Origin of the sequence: Faecalispora jeddahensis (assembly GCF_000577335.1) — a bacterium.
Classification (GTDB): domain Bacteria; phylum Bacillota; class Clostridia; order Oscillospirales; family Acutalibacteraceae; genus Faecalispora; species Faecalispora jeddahensis.
Genome location: NZ_CBYL010000056.1, coordinates 1 through 15,890, shown reverse-complemented (window position 1 = coordinate 15,890; position 15,890 = coordinate 1). Strand labels below are relative to the sequence as shown.

Here is a 15,890-nt window from a genome sequence, read left to right as displayed (position 1 = left end):
ATCCATTGCGGAAAATACCCGCAGCGTCTGGCCCGGCTTTACTTCGCAGTCCGCCGTGCCGCCGCTCTCTGCCTTGGCGGCAAACTGCCGCCCCAAAGCCGCCGCGTCGATGTCGCTATCAATGGAAAATTCCGCATCGGACAACACGTTCTGCTCAGAAAATTTCTGGAACATATTGTCCAGGTTCATAGACGTCGAATTCATTGTAATAAACACCATACTGCTGATCAGGAGCAGCAGCATCGAACCAATATAGCGCGCCTTATGCTCCAGCATGGTGCGTATTGCTTTTTTAAAGAGCGCCATTACCACTCAATCCTTTCCGCCGGGGCCGTTTCCTCATGCCGGATCGTTTCTACGATCTCTCCGCCGCGCAGCTTGTATACCACATTTGCCATATCGCCGATTGCGGTGTTATGGGTGATCATCAGAACCGTTGTGCCAAGGTCGCGATTGACCTGTTGCAACAGGGACAGCACACCGTGGGCCGTTTCATAATCCAGCGCGCCGGTCGGCTCGTCGCACAAAAGCAGCTTCGGGTTTTTCACAATCGCGCGGGCAATGGCCACGCGCTGCTGCTCCCCTCCAGACAGCTCCCTGGGAAAGCTCTTCTTTTTCGACTCAAGCCCAACCGCGCTCAGCACGGTATTCATATCAAGCGGAGCTTTGGATATATTGGAAACCACCTCGATATTTTCCGTGACCGTCAGATTGGGAACGAGGTTATAAAACTGAAAGATGAAGCCGACCGAATCCCTGCGGTAATCCGTCAGCCGGTCGTCGTCAAGAGAAGTGATCTCGAGGCCATCCACATGGATGCTGCCGCTGCCCGCGCGGTCAACGCCGCCGATGATGTTCATCAGCGTCGACTTTCCCGAACCGGACGGGCCGAGGATCACGCCGATTTGTCCCTTTTCCAGCGTAAGGCTGATTCCCCCCAGCACCTCGTTTTTGTTTTCGCCCGCCTGATAGCTCTTTCTCAGGTTTTCCACTGTAATGAACATTCTCAATTCCTCCCCATTCCCTGCTTTAATAAGGAAATCATGTTTTTCAGTACGTGCTCCATTTCACGGTACTGTTCTTCCGTGGGGTTGTAATCGACGCTTTTGACCTTTTCCATGATCTCTGCGTCAAATTTCTCCGTTACGCCCTGAAAAAACAGCAAAAGGGTTTTATCATCCAGATCCTCGCGGACCGTTCCCTTTCTTTTTCCATTGGCAATCAGCCTGAGCTCATATTCCTCACCGATCCGGGACAGTTCACGGCTTGCCTCCAGCGCCAGGCTGCCGAATTTACCCGTGTAAATCTCCATGGAAAACGCAACAAGCAACGGCTCTTGCTTCAGCAGTTCAAAACGCTCCCGGCTGCCGGAGAGGAAATAGTCATATACGTCCATATCCTGAAGCGGAGTCTGCCTGTCGATTTCTTTCATAAAATATTCCAACGCCCATGTGACGCAGTACAGAAACAGCTCTTTTTTATCGTCGAAATATTGATAGATGCTGCCTTTGGCGACTCCCGCGCCTCGGGCGATCGCTTCTATTTTTGCATTTTCAAAACCGCGAGCCTGAAATTCTTCAATTGCGGCCCGGATGACTCTTTCTTTCTTATCGTCGTCAAGACGGTGAAAGGTTCTTTTCGGCAATACTTTCGCCCCCTATATCAAGAATAGTGACTTGTTGGTCACATTATATGACCAACAAGTCACTGTGTCAATCTCTTTCCGCAAATAAAAAATGGAAATCTTTGATCGATTGCAATTGTTTCGTATTACCCAGCACTGTTCTTATCGAGGTCTTACAGCCTATTTATCATACATAACTTGTCCGTTAACCATCCGCGCTGTTCTTCGTGTTCCTCCACTGTTTCCAAAGACAATCCCCCGGCATTTTGCACGGAGATGCTCCACTGCGAAATACCGGGGGATTCTCAGGAAAAGAAGATCGGTCTAACCGATGAACGACATATTTTTTCTTTTAAAGCACAGTACCCCTAACGGCCTAAGGCCGGGTACGGAACACCCGCCGGGAGCCGGGGTACGACGGGGAAAACAAACGCTTGATCTCAGGCATTTTCCGCTTTGTTTCCTCATAGCCCGCCTCCATGCAGGCTTCCATTTTGCCGAAGTCCAGAAGCCGGGTGTGATCCGGCAGGTGCGGAATCAGCTGCAGTTTCTCACCGTGCGCCACACACTCCTGCAAACGCTCCTGCATCACAGACAGAGAGTGGGTAGCCACCTCCCAGATATTGATCTGCTCCGGCATGCGGTACTCCTTACCCACATCTACCGCCAGCACATTTGGTTCCCCTGCGGCAATCAGAAGATTCACCGGCAGCACATCCGTCACGCCGCCGTCAACCAGGCACAGGTCGCCAATCAGTTTCGGGCGGAACACAGCCGGCACCGCCGAGGTAGCCCGCAGCACCTCGCAGATGCGCAGGCCCGAGCTCCAGCGCACACGCTCCATCTGCTGAACGCCGCGCAAATGACTGGTGCACGCGATCGTCAGGCCGGAGGTGAGATCCGCACAGGGAATCACCGTGAGCATATTCAGATCGCGCATCATTTTTCCGCCCGTCAGCCCGCACAGGTAATCCTCCAGCCGGTTGCCTTTTAAAAACCCCGAAAGCTTCACCTCTCTGCCAGTCAACAGCTGCGGCACCGCCCGCAGCAGTCCCAAGTAGTCCGGGTCCAGCAGAGAACGCCCTCCCCCTACCAGCTCCTGCACAATCCCGCGCAGCTCGTGCGCGGAATACCCTGCCGCATAGAGCCCTGCCACAATTCCTCCCGCGCTGGCGCCCGCAATCGAGTCGGGCACCATACCCGCCTCCTCCAGCGCCAAAAGCACCCCTACATGCGCCGCCCCGCGAATTCCCCCGCCTGAAAGCGCCAATCCAAACGACATGTCCAGCCCCTCCGTTTGCTGCTGAATTTTCTGTTACAGCATGCGGCTTTCAGAATGAAGCCGGTTTCTCCCCGCCTGCACAAAGGAGAAACCGCCGTTTCTAAGCACATTGCTGATTCAGTTGTGATACTTCATTCTATGAGCAGCAAGGCAAGATTTTGACTGAATGTTAAAATTTTAGGGGCCCTCTTTGCGGCAGATTTTTCATATAAAAAGCAGGGCGAATCAAAAATATTCAAAGAATATCGCTGAATAATCCAGAAACATATTTACTAGAATGAAAAGTTGTCGTAATATAGATGAAAGAAGAATGCAATCTATTGAGTTTACAAAATTGATTTTGCGCATTGCCGATCTGGCCTGGCCAAACCGAGCGGCGCACAGGGATTATTTGATCAAAATGATGGAAAATTGTACCCATCACTCATTTTGTATTCCCATTTGGCAACCCGCCGCTGAAAAAAGCGTGGGTCTGATGATTTTGATAAAAGGGGGGCCTTTGGTGCCGGCTGACACAGAAAAAGCGAGGATGCAGGATATCAGAGATACGTTTGCGCGGCTTTTACAGATGATTTCCGAAGACGGCAGGCTGAAAAATCACAGTGCCCGATGGCTGGCCGAGGTCACCGATTATGCGCTGTGGTTTGAGGAAAAGTACAAATACAAGTTTCGCAACCCACCGAATTCACTGGTCGTGAAAAAGGGAGAGATTTACCACTGTAACTTCGGCCGAAACATTGGGTCTGAACAGGATAAATTCCGACCGGCCATCGTACTGCAAAACGACAAGGGCAACCTGCACAGCCCCACTACGATTGTGGCGCCGATCACCGACGAGACAAAAGCAAAGCTGCCCACCCACATTTATATCCGCCGTTTAAAGCCGGACTGCCCCGTTCGGGGAGTCATTCTCGTAGAGCAAATGCGCTGCATCTCAAAGAATCGCCTGAGCAATCGGATCGACGTGATCGACACAAAAACTCCGCCCTGGGAACAGGTGATGGAGGCAATTAAAATCGAGTTGGATTTGTGTAAAAAGAATTGACAGCGTGATAAAATCGTGCTATTATTGTGGCATATACATAAACTTCTGCTCTGCAGGAGTGACCCGTTCTGGCGGGGGTCTGATAAAAATATCCCATGTGTTCCAAAAGATTCGGGCGATGCTTTTGGAATTTGATTGCATGGGTGTTTTAGAAAAGGGAGTCAACCGATGGTTGGCTCCCTTTTCCTTTGTCATGTACAAAAGAACCCACCGGTAAAGCGTAGAACAAAACAATAAAACGGCGAGGATGTTTCCTCGCCGTTTTACGTTTTCTGTTGCAAAAGCAGATAATACGCAAACAAATTCATTTTTTCTTCCGAACCGGTGTCCAAACTTCGCTGTAAGCGTAATCCTTTTTATACTCATCCATTTTTGAAAAGGAAAAAGCAGGCATGTTAAGGACCTCATAATCGGAAGTGGGCAGCCATTCGGAATAGATTCGCGCCATGGTATTTTGCAGCGTGAAGGGGAACGGCCCCTCATTCGGAAAAACTGCCCAAACGCAGGCTTCTACCGGAACTCTCACCAATTGGTCGCTTACCTCCTCTTTTGTGGTCAGCACACCAATCAGATGGGTCAGCTCACCTTCCTCTTTCAAAAAGCCGGCGTCTGCTTCATAAGAGGCGTTGACGATTTGATGAGGCTCCATGTTCTGCAGCGCGTGCATTTCTTCTCTTTGTTCGTTGGTAATGCTCATTGCAAGGTCTACAATCGCATTGTTGACGCCTTCAAATTGCATGGGAACCCGCTTGCTTACACCAGCCAGATAAAACGCCGGCTTTTCTTCGATTCTACATTCCATTGTATTTCCCCCTTTGATTGTGATGACAAACGAAAGCTTGGGGAAAGGCTTGCTGATTCTTTTTTTGACTGCATCCGAGGGCAAAAAGCCGCTCCATTTTTTGAACGCACGGGCAAAGCCATCCATTGACCCATAGCCATATTTATAGGCAATGTCCGTGACTTTTTCTCCCATCAGCAAATCTTGATTGGCCTGCGACAACCTTCTGCTTTTTACATACTCACTCAATGTCATTCCAGCAAGATAAAAGAACACCGTCCTGAAGTGATAATCTGAGATTCCGACATGTTCAGAAATTTTTTTCAAATACAGTTCATCAGTCAAATGTTCTTCGATATACTCAATCGCGCGGTTCAGTTCCTGCAGCATAGCCTTCCCTCCTTTCGCTTTTACATCATAACAAAGCTGCTTTGGGAATGCTCGACTTTTGCATGTAAAAAACATCGAATCCCCATAGAGGCACATTACCTTCATTGTGAGCTTTTTTATTTCATGCACACTATTTTATCACGACAGCATCATTTCACCCATCATGCCGATGATAAAACGACAAAAGCCTTTTGAGACTGCCTCTGCAAAAGAGCACAGGGTTTGGGCGCCTCCCGACTGAACGTTTTACGGATATGCGGCTGCACTTCTATGCTTGTTGTTCCGTTTCTTTCAAAAACAAGCACCGATACCACCTGCAAACGGCGGTATCGGTGCTTGTTCGCTTATGTGACCCCCGTTATTCGGTGGGTTCTATGTTTTTGACAGGTTGTTATGAGAAAGATCTGCCCATGCCGTGAACCACACGGTCGTTCAGCTCGGCCAGTTTCGCGTCATTCCAGCGGTCTGTGCCGCCCACCAAATAACCGGTAATTCGCCGAATTCGATCAAAAGATACCGGTTCAAGTTCATATTTCAAATTGACATACTCTCCGTCGAGCTCTACTTCCATAGACTTGATGTGCCGGCCCGGATGACTCTCATGTACATGCTGAATGTAGTTCATCAGTTCCTTTTCATCCAATACTCCGCCGGTAACGGTGACGTTCTCGTTCATGTAGATCCCCCCTTCTCGGATTCTATTATTAATATACACTATCTTGTGCTGAATGTCAATACGCATCATATATATGGTGCAAAAAAGACAGCAAACAAGAAAAATGAGCACCGCTGGTCATGATTCCGTATGATTCTATTCTTTTCTGCAATACTAGAAAAATATCCTTGGGAAAGGAAGGAACATCCATGATATGGGATCTGCTTCAGCGTAAAATCGGCTTTTACAGCCACCGCCAGAACAGCAGCACGCAGCAGAAAAGCGAAAAAAAACAGGAACCGGAAAAGAAAAAGGATCCCAAGGATCCGGAAATAATGGATCAGCTTGAGGAGAATTTGACATACATTGAAAATCTGCTGGGAAAAAGCGGTGACATCAAAATACACCGGTTTCGTCTCGGCAAGAACAGGGAGTGCCCGGCAGCACTGCTGTTTGTAGACGGAATGATCAACCAGAAGGTGATTTCAGACGAAATCCTGTACCCCATTTTATCGATGGAATACACCGTCCCGTCTTCCCGGCAGGATGGAAGAGAACGCATCAGCCAGCTGAGGGAAAAAGTCCTTTGCTCCGGCGATACACAGATTTTGCTGAAGCTTTCGCAGGTGGCTGCCGGAATCCTGTCCGGCGACGCCGTGCTATTGGTAGAAGAATGCGCGGTCGGCCTGAGCGTCAGCGCCAAGGGCTGGGAAAAGCGCGGCGTTACCGAGCCGGAAACAGAATCCGTCGTGCGCGGCCCGCGAGAAGGCTTTACTGAAAATTTTCGGACAAACACTTCTCTGCTGCGCCGAAAAATCAAAAGCCCCAGCCTGCGCATGGAGCAGATGACGATTGGACGAAAGACCCTGACCAACGTGTGTATTTCGTATCTGGAAGGTGTTGCGAATCCGCAGGTGGTACAAGAGGTACGCGACAGACTGTCACGGCTGGATGTGGACTCTGTTCTGGATGCCGGATATTTGGAGGAATACATTGAGGATTCCCCATTTTCGATTTTCGCCACTGTGGGTTACACCGAAAAACCGGATGTGGCCGCGGCGAAAATACTGGAAGGCAGAGTCGCCATCATTACGGACGGCAGCCCCTTTGTGCTGACCGCTCCCCTGTTGTTTATCGAAACCTTCCAGACCGCGGAGGATTACTATATCCGCCCGCTGTTTGCCAGCCTGATGCGCATGCTGCGCTATATCGCCTACTTCATCTCTGTCTTTTTCCCCGCGATTTATATTGCGCTGACCACCTATCATCAGGAGCTGATCCCGACGACTTTGCTGCTGACGATCGCAAGCGCGCGCGAGGGTACTCCGTTCCCCGCATTTTTTGAAGCGCTTATCATGATTTTCTCCTTTGAAATATTGCGGGAGGCCGGTCTGCGGCTGCCGCGCCCGGTCGGTCAGGCCGTCAGTATCGTCGGCGCGCTGATTATGGGTGATGCGGCCGTTTCTGCCGGTCTGGTAGGCGCGCCGATGGTCATCACGATCGCGCTGACCACTGTGGCCGGTTTTATCGTCCCGGAGCAGAACGACTCCATGTCGCTTTTGCGCCTGATCACAATGGCCTTTGCCGCCGCGCTGGGGGGCTACGGAATCTGCCTGTGCTTTTTGGCGCTTCTGGTTCATCTGGGTTCGCTTTCCTCCTTTGGGGTTACCTATTTTAATGGCCTCTCGTTTTCAAGAGACCTGGAGGACAGCGTTGTCCGCATGCCCTTGTGGTTCATGACAAAGCGCCCGGCGCGTATTGCAAAGAACGATATGACCCGCAGAAAATTTTTCATTCCTCCCAATCCCCGCCCTACCACAAGCGCCAGCGGCGGAATGTCTAATTCCGGAACAGAGGGGGATGGATCATGAGACAAAAGCTCAAGCTTGTTTTTGCTATGCTTTTGTGCAGCACCCTTCTGTGCACAACGGGATGCTGGGACAACAGAGAGCTGGACAGTCTTTCCATTGTCACCGGCGTAGGAATTGATACCAGCAAGGAACCCGGGAACCTGGATCTCAGCTTCCAGATCGCATCGGTTCAGAACGGCTCAAAAAAAGAGGGCGGCGGTGGGGAGGCTGCTCCTTATTTGATCCGGGAAGCGCAAGATCGATTTGTTCTGGGCGGAATCGATTCGCTTCGGTATGGAAACAGCCGTCAACTTTTTTTACAGCATAATCAGGTGATTATCTTCGGCAGCGATGTGGCGAAATCCGGAGTAAAACCATATCTGGACAGCTTTATGCGAAATACGGAAACCCGCATGGAGGTTTGGGTTATGGTCGCCAAAAACGACGCGAGATCCATTCTGACGACCGAAACTGTACAGGACAAAATCCCGTCCGTCGCCTTATCCAGAATGATTATGAACGAGCGGGCAATTTCCCCTTATTCCAGCACTAACATGCTGCAGTTCACCTCTCGGCTGGTGGACCGTTCGACTGCTCCCGTAACGCTGGTAGTGGAACGGAAAGAAGAGGATGGCCTGCAGTCCCTTAATTTCAGCGGCATGGCCGTTTTTAAGGACGACGTTCTGGTCGGAACAATGGATATGTATCAAATGCAGGGCTATATCCTCAGCATGGGAGAGGTCAACGGCGGCAGTGTTCAGCTTGTAACAGAGCTTGGCAACGCCGATCTGAAAATCACGAAATCTATCTGTAAGCAGGAAATTCAGCTCGATGATCAAGGGAATATCACCTTTAAGCTAAAGGTCAATACAACCCTCACCATCGGCGCCCTGCAGAATTTTCGCAGCATGGATATCAACAAAGTGATTTCACTGGTCAACGAAAAGGCGAAAGAGGACCTGGAAACCAAAATCAAAGCCTGCTTTGCAGAATCGCAGCGCCTGCAGGCCGATATTTACGGAATCGGCGCCCATATTCACAAATACCACCCGAAAGAGTGGAAAACGATGGAGGACGCCTGGGCTAGCATCTACCCCAAAATCCGATTGGAACTGGAGGTAGAAACCAATCTGGGCTCCAGCGGTAAAATTTCGGAATCTTTGAATATGAGAGAGGGTCATGAATGAAAGCGGAATCGAAAAAGGTCCACGGTCTGGATTTTATGTTTGCCGTGGCTTGCTATATTCAGTCTTCGTCCCTGCTGTCCTCTTTCTTTGTTTCGATCACCCGTCAGGACTCCTGGATCGTCGTTCTGTTTGCCCTGATCATCTGCTGCCCCGTGGTTTGGGTATACGCCAGACTGATTGAAAGCTTCCCCTCCAAAAATCTGTTCGGGATACTGCAGACCGTATATGGAAAATATCTGGGCAATTTTTTCTGCGGATTGTATGTACTGTTCTTTTTCATTTTAACCTCACTAAATCTGAGCGATTTAAGCGAGTTTGTCAAAGCGACCATCATGCCCCAGACACCGCTGGTCGTTCTCTCGATTACCTTTCTTCTGACTTCGGCCTGGGCCGTTTATGTGGGCGGGCTGCGCCAAATGGTAAAGTACGGCTTTTTGATGACGATGATCTGCCTTTTGATTGTCATCGCGACGATTATTCTTACCATGAACCTGATGGATTTTGAAAACTTTTTGCCTACAATGGATTTGCAGCCAAAAAAGTATGTTCAAGCCACCAATATCGTCGTCACGATTCCATTTGCTGAAGTCATCATCTTTTTAATGACGACAAACCATGTCCAAACCGGGAAACGCGGCTTCTTCCCCGTTTTCTTCGGCGGGGTCGTCATCGGCTGCATCACGATCCTGCTCGTTATCATGCGCGACATCGCCGTGCTTGGGAATACGATTTCCCTGTTTTCCATGCCATCCTTCGAGACGCTGCGCATGGTCAGCGTCACCCAGACACTCAGCCGCATGGAAATTGTATTCGCCTTTATTCTGATTGCGCTGTTATTTTTCAAAGTCACATGGCTCTATTATGTGACGGTGATCAGTGCAAAACAGGTTTTGCGTTTTCAGGATCACCGCCGCCTGATTCTTCTGATCGGCGCTTTGGCGGTCACCTCCGGCTTTATTCTGTACCCGAACTCTCTGGCCCATAATGAATCCGGGCAGAAAATCGTCCCGCTGGTCTGGCCGATCTTTGAGATCATTCTTCCGCTGGTTACTTTGATCATTGCCAAATTCCGCGGGATGACCCACAAAAGACAAACCGGGAGTGAGAATCAAAGCGGTTCCTCCGAATCAAAATCCGCAGCCGCACCGCAGTCCGGTTCCGGATCACAATCCGGCTCAAAATCCCCTTCCGGCTCAGGGAAGCAGTCGGATTCCAAATCACCCTCTGATTCCAAGGAACAGGGGGATTCCAAATCCCAGTCAAAATCCGGTTCCTCGTCCGGAGCAAAGCAGGGCCGGGATTCTCAATCGCAGTCCAGACCCAAGTCCTCCGGTTCCGGGTCTTACCGGTCTCAGTCCGTTTGAAAGAAAGGAGACGGGCTATGTTTTTACTGATATTGGTTTTTCTCATCATTCTCGCCATCGATCTTCCACCTTTGATCCGGGAAAAGAACAAGCGCGATCTGATCATTTACGGCGTTTTATTCGTGATCGTTTGCTCTGTAGCCATCCTGCGCAATCTGGAAGTGCCCATCCCGAGTATTTTGATGCTGATTGGGGATGTCATGACAAAAGTAGGGCTGACTTATTAACGCAGTCTGCTTTTTATGGTATAATCAATATAAAAATGTAAAAGAATGAATTTTTTCTACGGATTCTCCGTATAGAAATTCTGCTGGCGCAGAATCTGCTCCTCGTGCCGGGGCAGGCCTGCGCCAGCAGAAGCTCTGTGATATCGCTGTAAAGAAACCACTTCATAATTTGGTTATCAAAACAGAATAAGGTAAAGATAACATTCAAATATTTCACGATATCTGCTTACAGAAAGTAGGCGTACTTATGAAACTGGATATTCCTTTTCCGGTGCAGGAAATTCTGCATCGCTTCAATAGGGCAGGATATGAAGCCTCTGTCGTGGGCGGATGCGTTCGGGACAGTCTGCTCGGCCTTTCCCCAAAGGACTGGGACATCACCACCTCGGCCAAGCCGGAGGAAGTGAAGCTGGCTCTGTCTGACCTGAGGCTGCTGGAAACCGGCCTGAAGCACGGCACCGTTACGGCGCTTTCCAGCGGGATGGCGGTGGAAATCACCACCTACCGCATCGACGGCACATACTCCGACAACAGGCGGCCGGACAGCGTCTGCTTTACCGGCAGCCTGACGGACGATCTGTCCCGCAGGGATTTCACGATCAACGCCATGGCCTATTCCGAGCAGAACGGATTGATCGATTGCTTTGGCGGACAGGAGGACCTACGGCAAAAGATTCTGCGGTGTGTGGGAGACCCCGACCGCCGTTTTGAAGAGGACGCTTTGCGGATTCTGCGCGGATTGCGCTTCTGCGCCGTGCTCGGATTCCATCCTGACGAAAAAACCGCACAGAGCATGAACACCCATCGGGAACTGCTGGACCACATCGCCAAAGAAAGGATCAGCACAGAGCTGGTCAAGCTGTTGTGCGGCCAAAATGCCGCGCAGATTCTGCGGGAATTCCCCCTGGTCATCGGGCAGATTCTGCCGGAAGTTTTGCCGATGATCGGCTTTGAGCAGCACAATCCCCACCACATTTACGACGTTTGGGAGCACACGCTGCACGCATTGGATGCAACGCCTGCCGACCCTGTGCTTCGTCTTGCCATTTTGCTGCACGACAGCGGCAAGCCCCACACCTTTACCAGTGACAAAAAGGGAATCGGCCATTTTTACGGGCACGGCGCGGTCAGCGTTCAGCTGGCAGAGCAGGCGCTCCACCGGCTTCGGCTGGACGGAAAGACCATCCGCCGGGTCAGCTCGCTGGTCCGCATACACGACATGCCCCTGCAGCCCTGCGCCGCATGGATCCGCCGGCGGCTGAACCGGATGGGAGAAGAGGATTTTCGCGCCCTGCTGGAGATCAAACGGGCGGACAGCCTCGCCCAGAATCCTGCGTACCGTGACCGCCTGAATCAGATTGACGCCGTACTCCCGATTTTGGAACAGATTTTGTCGGAGCGGCAGTGCTTTTCCCTAAAGGATTTAGATGTGAGCGGGAATGACCTGATTGCTCTCGGTGTTCCTCCCGGGCCAAAGGTAGGCGCGCTGCTGACACGGCTGCTGGATGCAGTCATCAACGGAAAAATTCCAAATGAAAAGGAGGCTTTGCTGAATCTGGCAAAGCAGACACTGCATGAAAAGCATTGTTGAACATACCATCCCCCCTATTTATAATAAAAACTCCAAAATTCTGATTCTCGGTTCGATCCCGTCCCCAAAATCCAGGGAGCAGGCTTTTTATTATGCCCACCCGCAGAACCGATTCTGGCCGGTGCTGTCGGCTTTGCTCCGCTGTGACCTCCCGAAAACGAATCAGGAAAAAACGGATTTTCTTCTCGAAAACAGAATCGCCCTGTGGGACGTACTGAAAAGCTGCTCCATTGAGGGAGCGGACGATTCCAGTATTTCGGAACCGGCCATGAATGACCTGACTCCGATTCTGCAGACGGCCAAGCTTCGGGCGGTGTTTACCACCGGCGGCAAAGCGGCTTCTTTTTACCGCTCCGCCTGGCTGCCCACAATATCTCTGCCGTTTATCCCTTTGCCCTCCACCAGTCCCGCAAACCGCGGCAGATACCCGATGGAGCGCCTGCTGGACGAATACCGGGTCATCCTGCCCTTCTTACAGGAAAGCTGACCCGCACGGCAGCATAGAATAACAAAACATGGCGGCATCAGAAGATGCCGCCATGTTTTGTTATGATCTTTAAAAATGTGTGCAGACGATCCTTCCTTTACCTTGCAGCATCGGAATTTCGTTCAAGATTAAAACTTTGCAGAAGCGCAGTTGTCGCCGGACGCAAAAGTCATTTTCTTGATATTGAGCTTATCTTTCAAAAGGCTATGGAATACCTCGATCAGATTCTCGCAGGTAGCAACTTTTTTGACAACGACCAAACGACACTCTGGATAAGCTTTCGCCAATTCGTTTTCAAAAGGTTCCCCGACCATCGTATTCGTTTCGGCGCCATTTCGAATCCCTTGTGCCTCGTAAACTTTGAGAATTTCCGGCAGCAGCGGATCTTCTTCCTGTAAAATCAGAGCATGGTCAAAGTTTTTCAGAAAATCCCAGGCAATCCGTTTGATGCTGTTACAGGGATAAACAAATCCCGTTCTGGCATCGACATCACCATCGACTTCGATGGTAAGCAGCCCGGTATGTCCGTGAAGATACTGTGCTTCCCCTTCATAATTCAAAAAACGATGGGCATACTGGATGTTTAATCTGGTAATTGAACGCATAAAAATTCCTCCTTTAAAACTGATATTGTCCAAGCAATTTTCCTTTTGCTGTGCGACCTATATGATTTCTGGCTTGCTCCCCTGGGAGTGCTGTTTTTGCTTACACTCCGGACAGATGTAGTGTATTTTCAAGTCATAGTCCAGAATGGGTTCTTTCAATTGAGCATTCAGTCGTTCTGTTAAATCATCCAGGCAGATATCAGATAACTTCCCACAATATTTACAAACCAAATGGTCATGCTTCGTTGCCTTATCAAATCTGTCGGGATAGCCTTCTATGGACACCTTCTTAATCAGCCCCTCTTTATATAGCAAATTGAGATTGTTATAAACCGTTGCTAAGACAAGCTTGGCATCACAATCTTTTAGTTGTAAATAGATTTGTTCGGCAGTTAAATGCATATCGGAATGCTGAATCACATCTAAAATCATTCTAGCGTTTTTTGTCATTGTGATACTCCTGTAAAATATAGAATTAGATTAATTCTAATTATATATATCTCGTGATGAAATGTCAAGTCCCATAAAAAATTTTGTTGGATCGTACAATAACCGGGCGGGAGTATCCGTGCTCTATCTAAAAGTGTATTGTTCCGCTTGTCCTCCTTCCAATTTGTAGTGCCTGAAAATGTGCCCGGTCTTACAAAACCATGATATAAGAGTGTAGACAAGGTACGAGACGATATGAGGAAAGCCTTGATTTTAAGGCATTTTTGAGAGATTGTAGTAAACATTCATATGGGTTTATAAGAAGATTTTCGTCTATTCAATCAATAAAAAAAGCTCTTCGCAAAAGCGAAGAGCTTTTTGATTTACCCGACCCGTTCCAGGTCTTTTTTCAGCCGTTCAATGATCCGCTTTTCCAGCCGCGAAATGTAGGATTGTGAAATCCCGAGCGTATCTGCAACCTCCTTCTGTGTATGCTCGCGGCAATTGTTCAGGCCAAAGCGAAGCTGCATGATCTGCTGCTCGCGGGAGGAAAGATGCCCCACCGCTTCCAGCAGCAAATCCTTTTCCACCTCCTTTTCAATTCCTTTATTGACGGTGTCCTGATCGCTGCCGAGTACATCCGACAGCAAAAGCTCATTGCCGTCCCAATCCACATTCAAGGGATCATCAATGGATATCTCGTTTTTCAGCTGCGAGCTCTTCCTCAGGTACATCAGAATCTCGTTTTCAATGCAGCGCGACGCATAGGTCGCCAGCTTGATGTTCCTCTCCGGACAAAACGTGTTGACCGCTTTGATCAGACCGATCGTCCCGATGGAAATCAGATCCTCCACACCGGCCGAGCTGGATTCAAACTTCTTCGCAATGTAAACGACCAGGCGAAGATTATGGGTTATCAGGGGTTCGCGCGCGTTTTCTCTGCCCTGACGCACATTGTCCATCACAATGGATTCCTGCTCCGGCGTCAGGGGCGGGGGCAAAGTTTCCGGACCGTTTATGTAGTGTACCTCCGCTGCAGGCCAAAAGCGCCAGAGCAGCCGCAGCAGCCACCCCCTGATTCCGGAAATCAGTTTTTCCATTCCCCTTTTCACAACGATTTCTCCTTTCCGGCAATCCGCTTGCCTTGTGTGATCAGTTCTGGGTTCAGCAAAGCGCTGAAGCCTGTTGTGCCCAGTTTCTGGGCGGAAACAGCCAGGTACACCTCCTGAACTGTAATCCTCTCTTTCGCTGTCTGAATTTCAATGCAATCCGGCCGAAACGCCGGCAAAATTCCCTCTCCTCCTACCGCGCGAAACGGCACCAGACGAAGCCCCGGCTGCACCTCTCCCCGCTTTTCTCCCGCTGCCACAAACAGATAGGAGCGTACAGCGGGCGGTACCAGCTCCTGTACACACTGATATTCGGCCACGATCACCGGGTACCCGGAAAATGGTTCTTTCAGGCTGTTCCCCGTATCGATTTTCGTGGTAAGGCGCACACTCTTCCCCTGCGCACGGACTGTGACAAAACAGAACAGCGCGGTCGGCTGCCGCTGCCCGGTGAGCCGGTTCAGCAAGCTGACCCCTGCATAGCAAACAACAGTCAGGGCCAGCAGCATCAGCGGGGAAATATCGAAATAAAGCACGGAGTTTTTGATGATCATTCCGCTCGGCGCCGCCAGATACCACAGCGCCAGCATTGCCCCCGCAAAGCCGAAGCTGGTCAGGTAAAACCCGCCGACAGTACGCAGAAAGAAAAGCAAGGACGGAGCGCCGAACGCCGTAACGACGATGAAGACGGAAAGAACCAGCTTGATCAAAAAAGACACAAGCGGCGGCAGCGACGGAAGCAAAATCACGAGGGAACCGAGGGCCCCGATCGCCGCCCCCAGCACCATACGCAGCCGTGAAGCGGAGATATGAAAGAACCCGGCAACCGTTAAGAGCAAAAAGTAGTTGACGAAAAGGTTGACGGCAACCAATACATCCACATAGATAATCTGCTTCATCCCGCCCCCTCCTTTTTGCGCTGCAAAATTATTATAGCCGCTCAAAACGGCTGTTTCTGTCAAAACTTGTTTCCGTCGGAAGAATAAAAAACCAGAAGCAAAAGCCGCTCTTTTCTCTTTCGTCCGGTTCGATTTCTGCTTTGGTATGGCGTTTAAAAATCATGTTTGCGATACCCCTTGACATTTTCCGTGAGAAACAGTATGCTGTAAACAGTAAGTAATAAGTAGTAAGTAATAAGTGAATGTGAGGTGCCATAGATGAAAGAATTATCGTTTACGCAGGAGTATCTTTTGTGTGCACTCAGTCCGAAAGGGACGCTCCCCGCGCTGCGGCAGACAGAAATGATCACATGCCTTGTGGCGGG

General features: G+C 50.0%; 16 protein-coding genes and 1 pseudogene. 7 read left to right on the top strand and 10 right to left on the bottom strand.

Annotation, left to right across the window (positions count from 1 at the left end; all coding sequences use genetic code 11):
- From TY09_RS15715 to TY09_RS15700, 4 genes and pseudogenes are all read right to left on the bottom strand, one after another.
- Positions 1-306, bottom strand: a pseudogene (locus TY09_RS15715) (ABC transporter permease); the annotation flags it as partial.
- Positions 306-1,004 carry an ABC transporter ATP-binding protein gene (locus TY09_RS15710; RefSeq protein ID WP_042436319.1) on the bottom strand — a complete coding sequence of 233 codons (699 nt, stop codon included), beginning with the start codon at positions 1,002-1,004 and terminating at the stop codon, positions 306-308. The pseudogene TY09_RS15715 and the gene TY09_RS15710, both read right to left, overlap by 1 nt.
- 2 nt (positions 1,005-1,006) lie before the next feature.
- Positions 1,007-1,645: a TetR/AcrR family transcriptional regulator gene (locus tag TY09_RS15705; RefSeq protein WP_042436317.1), complete on the bottom strand. Its 639-nt coding sequence runs from the start codon at positions 1,643-1,645 to the stop codon at positions 1,007-1,009.
- Positions 1,646-2,000: 355 nt separating this feature from the next.
- Positions 2,001-2,906, bottom strand: coding sequence for a patatin-like phospholipase family protein (locus TY09_RS15700; RefSeq protein WP_009061990.1), 906 nt, complete (start codon positions 2,904-2,906; stop codon positions 2,001-2,003).
- Positions 2,907-3,408: 502 nt separating this feature from the next.
- Between TY09_RS15700 and TY09_RS18190 the strand changes: the two genes are divergently transcribed.
- Positions 3,409-3,951, top strand: coding sequence for a type II toxin-antitoxin system PemK/MazF family toxin (locus TY09_RS18190; RefSeq protein WP_147584717.1), 543 nt, complete (start codon positions 3,409-3,411; stop codon positions 3,949-3,951).
- Between the two features lie 304 nt (positions 3,952-4,255).
- Here TY09_RS18190 and TY09_RS15690 read toward each other — a convergent pair whose 3' ends face one another.
- Positions 4,256-5,122: an AraC family transcriptional regulator gene (locus tag TY09_RS15690; RefSeq protein WP_042436315.1), complete on the bottom strand. Its 867-nt coding sequence runs from the start codon at positions 5,120-5,122 to the stop codon at positions 4,256-4,258.
- Positions 5,123-5,513: 391 nt separating this feature from the next.
- Complete coding sequence (gene nrdD, locus TY09_RS15685) at positions 5,514-5,798, bottom strand: anaerobic ribonucleoside-triphosphate reductase (RefSeq protein ID WP_042436313.1); 285 nt, start codon at positions 5,796-5,798, stop codon at positions 5,514-5,516.
- Between the two features lie 188 nt (positions 5,799-5,986).
- Here nrdD and TY09_RS15680 point away from each other — a divergent pair, with 188 nt between their 5' ends.
- The 6 genes from TY09_RS15680 to TY09_RS15655 all read left to right on the top strand — a co-directional run bounded on the left by TY09_RS15680 (position 5,987) and on the right by TY09_RS15655 (position 12,483).
- Positions 5,987-7,648: a spore germination protein gene (locus tag TY09_RS15680; RefSeq protein ID WP_042436310.1), complete on the top strand. Its 1,662-nt coding sequence runs from the start codon at positions 5,987-5,989 to the stop codon at positions 7,646-7,648.
- Positions 7,645-8,814 carry a Ger(x)C family spore germination protein gene (locus tag TY09_RS15675; protein ID WP_042436308.1) on the top strand — a complete coding sequence of 390 codons (1,170 nt, stop codon included), beginning with the start codon at positions 7,645-7,647 and terminating at the stop codon, positions 8,812-8,814. The genes TY09_RS15680 and TY09_RS15675 overlap by 4 nt, the downstream gene beginning before the upstream one ends.
- Positions 8,811-10,178, top strand: coding sequence for a GerAB/ArcD/ProY family transporter (locus TY09_RS15670; protein WP_042436306.1), 1,368 nt, complete (start codon positions 8,811-8,813; stop codon positions 10,176-10,178). Before TY09_RS15675 ends, TY09_RS15670 begins: the two co-directional genes overlap by 4 nt.
- Positions 10,179-10,195: 17 nt before the next feature.
- Complete coding sequence (locus tag TY09_RS15665; protein ID WP_009062003.1) at positions 10,196-10,405, top strand: hypothetical protein; 210 nt, start codon at positions 10,196-10,198, stop codon at positions 10,403-10,405.
- Between the two features lie 247 nt (positions 10,406-10,652).
- Entirely contained in the window at positions 10,653-11,996 is a 1,344-nt protein-coding gene (locus TY09_RS15660; protein WP_042436304.1) for a CCA tRNA nucleotidyltransferase, read from the top strand.
- On the top strand, positions 11,980-12,483 hold the full coding sequence (locus TY09_RS15655; RefSeq protein WP_042436302.1) for a DNA-deoxyinosine glycosylase: 504 nt from the start codon (positions 11,980-11,982) through the stop codon (positions 12,481-12,483). Before TY09_RS15660 ends, TY09_RS15655 begins: the two co-directional genes overlap by 17 nt.
- Positions 12,484-12,611: 128 nt before the next feature.
- On the opposite strand, the gene TY09_RS15650 is transcribed toward TY09_RS15655, so the two are convergent.
- The 4 genes from TY09_RS15650 to TY09_RS15635 all read right to left on the bottom strand — a co-directional run bounded on the left by TY09_RS15650 (position 12,612) and on the right by TY09_RS15635 (position 15,525).
- The gene (locus TY09_RS15650; protein ID WP_411918725.1) at positions 12,612-13,121 is read right to left on the bottom strand and encodes a 6-pyruvoyl trahydropterin synthase family protein; all 510 of its coding nucleotides are present in this window, start codon (positions 13,119-13,121) and stop codon (positions 12,612-12,614) included.
- Positions 13,122-13,145: 24 nt separating this feature from the next.
- Positions 13,146-13,538 (bottom strand): Fur family transcriptional regulator, encoded by a 393-nt coding sequence (locus TY09_RS15645; RefSeq protein ID WP_042436300.1) that lies wholly within the window; start codon positions 13,536-13,538, stop codon positions 13,146-13,148.
- Positions 13,539-13,900: 362 nt separating this feature from the next.
- Positions 13,901-14,617, bottom strand: a complete 717-nt coding sequence (gene sigE / locus TY09_RS15640) for an RNA polymerase sporulation sigma factor SigE (RefSeq protein WP_042436323.1) — start codon at positions 14,615-14,617, stop codon at positions 13,901-13,903.
- Between the two features lie 8 nt (positions 14,618-14,625).
- On the bottom strand, positions 14,626-15,525 hold the full coding sequence (locus tag TY09_RS15635) for a sigma-E processing peptidase SpoIIGA (RefSeq protein ID WP_009062002.1): 900 nt from the start codon (positions 15,523-15,525) through the stop codon (positions 14,626-14,628).
- Between the last annotated feature and the right edge of the window lie 365 nt (positions 15,526-15,890).

What these genes read in the sequence shown, in the direction of transcription:
- TY09_RS15710 (WP_042436319.1), bottom strand. Translation starts at nt 1,004, where the DNA reads ATGTTCATTACAGTGGAAAACCTGAGAAAGAGCTATCAGGCGGGCGAA.
- TY09_RS15700 (WP_009061990.1), bottom strand. Translation starts at nt 2,906, where the DNA reads ATGTCGTTTGGATTGGCGCTTTCAGGCGGGGGAATTCGCGGGGCGGCG.
- TY09_RS15690 (WP_042436315.1), bottom strand. Translation starts at nt 5,122, where the DNA reads ATGCTGCAGGAACTGAACCGCGCGATTGAGTATATCGAAGAACATTTG.
- nrdD (WP_042436313.1), bottom strand. Translation starts at nt 5,798, where the DNA reads ATGAACGAGAACGTCACCGTTACCGGCGGAGTATTGGATGAAAAGGAA.
- TY09_RS15680 (WP_042436310.1), top strand. Translation starts at nt 5,987, where the DNA reads ATGATATGGGATCTGCTTCAGCGTAAAATCGGCTTTTACAGCCACCGC.
- TY09_RS15675 (WP_042436308.1), top strand. Translation starts at nt 7,645, where the DNA reads ATGAGACAAAAGCTCAAGCTTGTTTTTGCTATGCTTTTGTGCAGCACC.
- TY09_RS15670 (WP_042436306.1), top strand. Translation starts at nt 8,811, where the DNA reads ATGAAAGCGGAATCGAAAAAGGTCCACGGTCTGGATTTTATGTTTGCC.
- TY09_RS15665 (WP_009062003.1), top strand. Translation starts at nt 10,196, where the DNA reads ATGTTTTTACTGATATTGGTTTTTCTCATCATTCTCGCCATCGATCTT.
- TY09_RS15660 (WP_042436304.1), top strand. Translation starts at nt 10,653, where the DNA reads ATGAAACTGGATATTCCTTTTCCGGTGCAGGAAATTCTGCATCGCTTC.
- TY09_RS15655 (WP_042436302.1), top strand. Translation starts at nt 11,980, where the DNA reads ATGAAAAGCATTGTTGAACATACCATCCCCCCTATTTATAATAAAAAC.
- TY09_RS15645 (WP_042436300.1), bottom strand. Translation starts at nt 13,538, where the DNA reads ATGACAAAAAACGCTAGAATGATTTTAGATGTGATTCAGCATTCCGAT.
- sigE (WP_042436323.1), bottom strand. Translation starts at nt 14,617, where the DNA reads ATGGAAAAACTGATTTCCGGAATCAGGGGGTGGCTGCTGCGGCTGCTC.
- TY09_RS15635 (WP_009062002.1), bottom strand. Translation starts at nt 15,525, where the DNA reads ATGAAGCAGATTATCTATGTGGATGTATTGGTTGCCGTCAACCTTTTC.